We start from the raw sequence: 4,975 nt of genomic DNA on the forward strand, positions 1-4,975 counted from the left end.
CATTCATGAAACTCACCGGAGACACAGTGCAATATCACGGCGCGGGAGCCGAAAACCCCAACAATCAGCAAGCAATGGGCGGTGCACTCTGATGGGCGTCTTGGCAGCAGAAAGAATCAAGTTCACCTCGACCAAGTCGCCGTGGTGGTGCAGCGCGATCATCGTGGTGCTCGGTCTCGGGTTCGCGGCAATACTGGGGTGGGCTGCACAGTTGGCCACCGACACCGATGCGCCCGAGGGCATTCCGCCCACGACGGCAGCCGACGTCGTAGGACTCGGCGTCGGAACGTTCGGTTCGATGGTGCTGATGATCCTGGCCGCGTTGACCGTGACCAGCGAGTACCGTTTCGGACTCATCCGCACCACGTTCCAGGCCGTGACCAACCGAGGATCGGTGCTGGCGGCCAAGGCCCTGCTGGTCGGTGTCTACGGTGCGATCCTGTCGTTCGTGCTCGCCGTCATCGGGCTCTACCTCGCCAAGGCGCTCGCCGGTGAGCAGGCAGGTGCGCTGCTGGGCTTCGACATCGATGGAACCTGGCGCATCCTGTACGGCACCGCCATCCTGGCGTTCGTCCAGGTGGTTCTGGCCATCGGCGTCGGCGCTCTCATGCGGCAGTCCGCCGGAGCAATTGCCATCCTGCTGCTGTGGCCACTGCTCATCGAGAACCTCGTCGGGGTGATTCCGACGGTCGGCGAGAAGATCCAGCCGTTCCTGCCCTTCCTCAACGCCAATCACTTCCTCGGATCCGGCGGCGGCGTCGATTTCCACTGGGGTCCGATCGGCGGCCTGATCTACTTCGTCGCCTTCACCGCGGTGATCTTCGGAGCAGCGGTGTTCGTCGTCAATCGTCGGGACGCCTGACGCCGCTCGCCGGTAGGGTGTCCGCTATGCGGATTTCCTTGCTTGCAAGTAGCGCTGTCACTGTCTTGATTCTGGCCGGTTGCTCGTCCACCTCGGACGAGGAACCGGCCAGAGTTTTCGCTACACCCGACGGGCCTGGCCTGGCGGAAGCGGTCACCGAGGAGGCGTTGGTGGGGCACCTCGAACAACTGGAAGCCATTGCCGCCGAGAACGACGGAAACCGCGCGGCCGGCACCGCCGGGTACGACGCGAGTGTCGATTATGTTGTCTCGCAACTCGAATCGGCCGGGTTCGAAGTAACCACTCCGGAATTCGATTTCGACACCTTCGAGGCGCAGACCCAGACCCTGTCGGTGGCGGGTACCGAGATCCCGGTGTTCGCGCTCAGTTACTCGCCGACCACCACCGCCGAGGGGATCACCGCACGCGTCGTCGGCGCTCCCGCCGGTGCAGACGGCTGCGAGGCGACCGACTACACCGGCCTCGACCTGGCCGGAGCCGTTGCGGTCGTGCCGCGCGGAGTGTGCCCGTTCGGTGTGAAGCAAACTGTTGCAGCGGAACTGGGAGCGGCCGCCGCGATCATCGTCAACAACGAACCGGGACCGCTCGATTCGGGCACACTCGGCGACACCGACACCGCTCGGATTCCGACCGGCGGCGTCAGCCAGGAGGACGCGGCGGCCGTTCTGGCCGCACCTGAGGTGACGCTGACCCTCGTCACCGAGACCGAAACGACCACCAGCCGCAACATCATTGCGCAGACCACCACCGGTTCGACCGAGAACGTGGTGGTCACCGGTGCACATCTGGACAGCGTCCCCGAGGGTCCAGGCATCAACGACAACGGAACCGGTACCGCGGCAGTGCTCGAGACCGCACTGCAGATGGGTAGCGCCCCCGAGGTGACCAATGCGGTGCGCTTCGCGTTCTGGGGTGCCGAGGAGAACGGACTCGTCGGTTCCACCGAGTACGTCGAGGGCCTGTCCGACGAGGACAAGCGAAACATCGCGCTGTACTTGAACTTCGACATGATCGGCTCGAACAATGCCGGTTACCTCGCCTACGACGGAGACGACTCCGACCAGGTGGGTGAGCCCGCCGGACCGGCCGGATCCGACGCCATCGAGCGCACCTTCGTCGAGCGACTGGCGACCGAGGGCGTAGCCGTCGACGGCACCGATTTCGACGGTCGCTCGGACTACGGCCCGTTCATCGAGGTCGGCATCCCGGCCGGTGGTGTGTTCAGCGGAGCGGACGAGAACAAGACCGCCGAGCAGGCCGAGAAGTGGGGCGGCACCGCGGATCAGACCTTCGACGAGAACTACCACACCGATCAGGACACCCTGGCGAACGTCGACCGCGCAGCATTGGCGAAGAACGGCGCGGCGGTGGCCTATGGAATCGGCGTCTACGCGCAGTCGGTGGAGGGGCCCAACGGGGTTCCGGTGGGTGATGCACGCGAGGCCGCTCGCGCCGAAGGATGAGGGTAAGTATGTGTAACCGTGGGTTACGCTCGATGCTGTGAACGCAGTCGTCTCCTCGGTCGTGGAGTGGGTCCGCACCACCAATCGAGCGCCCGCGGTGGTCGGGGCGGTTCGGCGTGTGCGCCGCGCACTACCCGGTGACCCCACGTTCGGCGATCCACTGTCGATCGACGGTCCGGGCAGAGCCATGGCCGTCGCTCGCGTCGCCGACAGGTTTCTGGCTGCGAACGGCCTCGACGACGAACCCGGTGCGTCCCGCGAAGTGGGCCTCGGAGCATTGCAGGTGTGGCAGGCGATCCTCGAACGAGCCGGCCGAGGCCGCGGCGAGCACGACGTCACCATCGTGTTCACCGACCTCGTCGGGTTCTCGTCGTGGTCGCTGCGGGCCGGCGACACCGCCACCCTGACACTGCTGCGCAAGGTCTCCAAAGCCGTCGAACCCGAGGTCGCATTCCGCGGTGGCCACGTCGTCAAGAGACTGGGCGACGGCATCATGGCGGTGTTCGCAGATGCGGGCAAAGCAGTCGACGCGGTCTTCGCGGCCCGCGAGGCCCTGAAGGGCGTCGACGTCGACGGCTACACCCCGACGATGCGCGTCGGCATCCACACCGGCAGCCCGCGGCAGGTGGGATCGGACTGGCTGGGCGTCGACGTCACCGTCGCCGCCCGGGTCATGCAGACCGGCGGCAACGGCAACATCATGATCTCCGCGGCGGCCCTGGAGGGGGTACCGCCGGAGGTGCTCGACGCCTTGCGCGTGGTCTCCAAGCCCTATCGACGCAGCTTCTTCGCTCCGAAGATCAAGGGCGCACCCGACGACCTACGCATCCTCCGACTCGTGCAGTCGCCACAGCGGTGACACCGGTCCGTGGCCCGCGCCCAGATCGTAGGACGCGGCCAAACAGCGGGTGACCCACTCCTTGCCGAACGCCACCGCGTCGGGCATGGAGTATCCGTGCGCCAGCGCCGATGCGATCGATGCGGCGAGGGTGTCGCCGCCGCCGTGATCGTTGCCGGTGTCGATGCGTTCGCTGGTGAATTCGAGGAAGGTGTCGCCGTCGAACAGCAGGTCGGTGCTGTGGGTCGACGTCCGCAGGTGACCGCCCTTGACCAGGGCCCACTGCGCGCCCAACCCGTGCAGGGCCTCGGCGGCGCGGTGCGCGCTGGAGTCGTCGACCACGTCGATGCCGGTGATGAGCCGCACCTCGTCGAGGTTGGGGGTCACCAGCGAGGCGATGGGAAACAGGGTGTGGCGGATGGCGTCGAGGGCCTCGGCGTGCAGCAGAGGATCGCCGTGCATCGACGCGCACACCGGATCGACGACCAACGGAACCGGCTGATCGCGGCCGATACCGACTTCGGTGCAGACTGCCGTGACCGCGTCGATGATCGCGGTGGAGGCCAGCATTCCGGTCTTCGCTGCGCCGACGCCGATGTCGGAGACGACGGAGCGAACCTGCGCGGCGACGACGTCCGGCGGAATCTCGTGGAAGCCCGTCACGCCGACGGTGTTCTGGACCGTGACCGCAGCGACCGCGACACAGGCGTGCACGCCGAGCAGTGCCATCGTTCGGCTGTCCGCCTGGATTCCGGCACCGCCACCGGAGTCGGTTCCGGCGATGGTCAGCGCGCGGACTGGAGTCTCGCCGTTGGGCGTGAGCGGTAGGAACTTCACGAGAGAAGACAGTACCGGCGCGAGGGGAGACGGGGGTCGCGCCCGCGTAATCGGATTGCCGAGTCCGTGGCGAAAACTTGGGCAGGTCTTGAATGTTGTTGTATCACAACGTCGAACAGGGCCACTTATGATCCGTACCAGCATTCGTGTCGGGTTCGACGGACAAACCTACGCATCCGAAGGTTTGTTGGTAGAAAAGGTGACAGAGCTACCGTGCGCATGTTTAATAGTGGTGCACGTCACATCGGTTTCACTCGTTCATCACTCCACACACAGCGAAGGAGGCGTCCCATGCTGGCAAGTTCTCCTAGCGCTGATGTCTCGATCAACAAAGACCAGAACCGATTCGAGCTTCGATTGAACGGTGATCTGGTCGGGATCGTCGGCTTCTACGAGGTCGAGGGAAACGGCACGCGTGCGACGCGTACTCACGTCGTGTCCTTCATGCACACCGTCGTCACCGAGGATTTCGGTCACCAGGGTCTGGCCGGCATTCTGGTGCGCCGCGCACTCGACAGTGCGCGGTCCTACGGCTGGAAGGTCAAGCCGGTCTGCACCTACGTTCAGCGCTTCGCTGCGGCCAATCCTGAATACAACGACATGCTCGTCGCTCTCTGACCTCGGGTTCCTGCACGCATCGCCCGGTCACATCAAGGCTGGTCACAGTAAGGGCACGACTCGGCGACGATCGGTGCACTCGCCTCGCGTCACATGGACAACACTGGTCTCATAAGTGACATGAGTCACATACTTCCACGGCGGGTCACCGGGCCTGCTCCGGTCGACCGGCCCGTCGTTCGCATCGAGGACGACGTCGATCACAATAGGTTCGACCTCTTCGTCGACGACGAACTCGTCGGCATTCTCGGTTATCGCTTCGGTGAGGGCGACGACGGCGGCGTCGGCCCGGTCGTCGCGCTCATGCACACCGTCGTCAAGGAAGAGTACGGCGAC

At 65.3% G+C, this 4,975-nt stretch carries 5 protein-coding genes and 1 pseudogene; 5 read left to right on the forward strand and 1 reads right to left on the reverse strand.

The genetic code is table 11. The annotated features are described in order from the left end of the window. The first annotated feature begins 91 nt into the window (after positions 1-91). From A2J02_RS06045 to A2J02_RS06055, 3 genes are read left to right on the forward strand one after another with little or no spacing between them, the layout of a single operon-like run. Positions 92-862 (forward strand): ABC transporter permease, encoded by a 771-nt coding sequence (locus A2J02_RS06045; RefSeq protein ID WP_068048066.1) that lies wholly within the window; start codon positions 92-94, stop codon positions 860-862. A 26-nt stretch (positions 863-888) separates the two neighbouring features. After that, positions 889-2,346, forward strand: a complete 1,458-nt coding sequence (locus tag A2J02_RS06050) for a M28 family peptidase (protein WP_068048069.1) — start codon at positions 889-891, stop codon at positions 2,344-2,346. Between the two features lie 37 nt (positions 2,347-2,383). Further along, positions 2,384-3,205: an adenylate/guanylate cyclase domain-containing protein gene (locus tag A2J02_RS06055; protein ID WP_068048072.1), complete on the forward strand. Its 822-nt coding sequence runs from the start codon at positions 2,384-2,386 to the stop codon at positions 3,203-3,205. Here A2J02_RS06055 and thiD read toward each other — a convergent pair. Next, positions 3,167-4,021: a bifunctional hydroxymethylpyrimidine kinase/phosphomethylpyrimidine kinase gene (thiD, locus tag A2J02_RS06060; RefSeq protein ID WP_068048074.1), complete on the reverse strand. Its 855-nt coding sequence runs from the start codon at positions 4,019-4,021 to the stop codon at positions 3,167-3,169. The two genes, A2J02_RS06055 and thiD, sit on opposite strands and share 39 nt — an antisense overlap. A gap of 291 nt (positions 4,022-4,312) precedes the next feature. Between thiD and A2J02_RS06065 the strand changes: the two genes are divergently transcribed. Both A2J02_RS06065 and A2J02_RS06070 read left to right on the forward strand, forming a co-directional pair. Continuing rightward, the gene (locus A2J02_RS06065) at positions 4,313-4,639 is read left to right on the forward strand and encodes a GNAT family N-acetyltransferase (RefSeq protein WP_068048077.1); all 327 of its coding nucleotides are present in this window, start codon (positions 4,313-4,315) and stop codon (positions 4,637-4,639) included. Positions 4,640-4,759: 120 nt separating this feature from the next. Further along, positions 4,760-4,975 (forward strand): annotated as a pseudogene (locus A2J02_RS06070) (GNAT family N-acetyltransferase); the annotation flags it as partial.

The sequence above is a fragment of the Rhodococcus sp. EPR-147 genome (assembly GCF_001647185.1).
Classification (GTDB): Bacteria; Actinomycetota; Actinomycetes; order Mycobacteriales; family Mycobacteriaceae; genus Rhodococcoides.

Excerpts from the sequence above, each read along its gene's own strand:
- A2J02_RS06045 (WP_068048066.1), top strand. The coding sequence starts at position 92 with ATGGGCGTCTTGGCAGCAGAAAGAATCAAGTTCACCTCGACCAAGTCG.
- A2J02_RS06065 (WP_068048077.1), top strand. The coding sequence starts at position 4,313 with ATGCTGGCAAGTTCTCCTAGCGCTGATGTCTCGATCAACAAAGACCAG.
- A2J02_RS06050 (WP_068048069.1), top strand. The coding sequence starts at position 889 with ATGCGGATTTCCTTGCTTGCAAGTAGCGCTGTCACTGTCTTGATTCTG.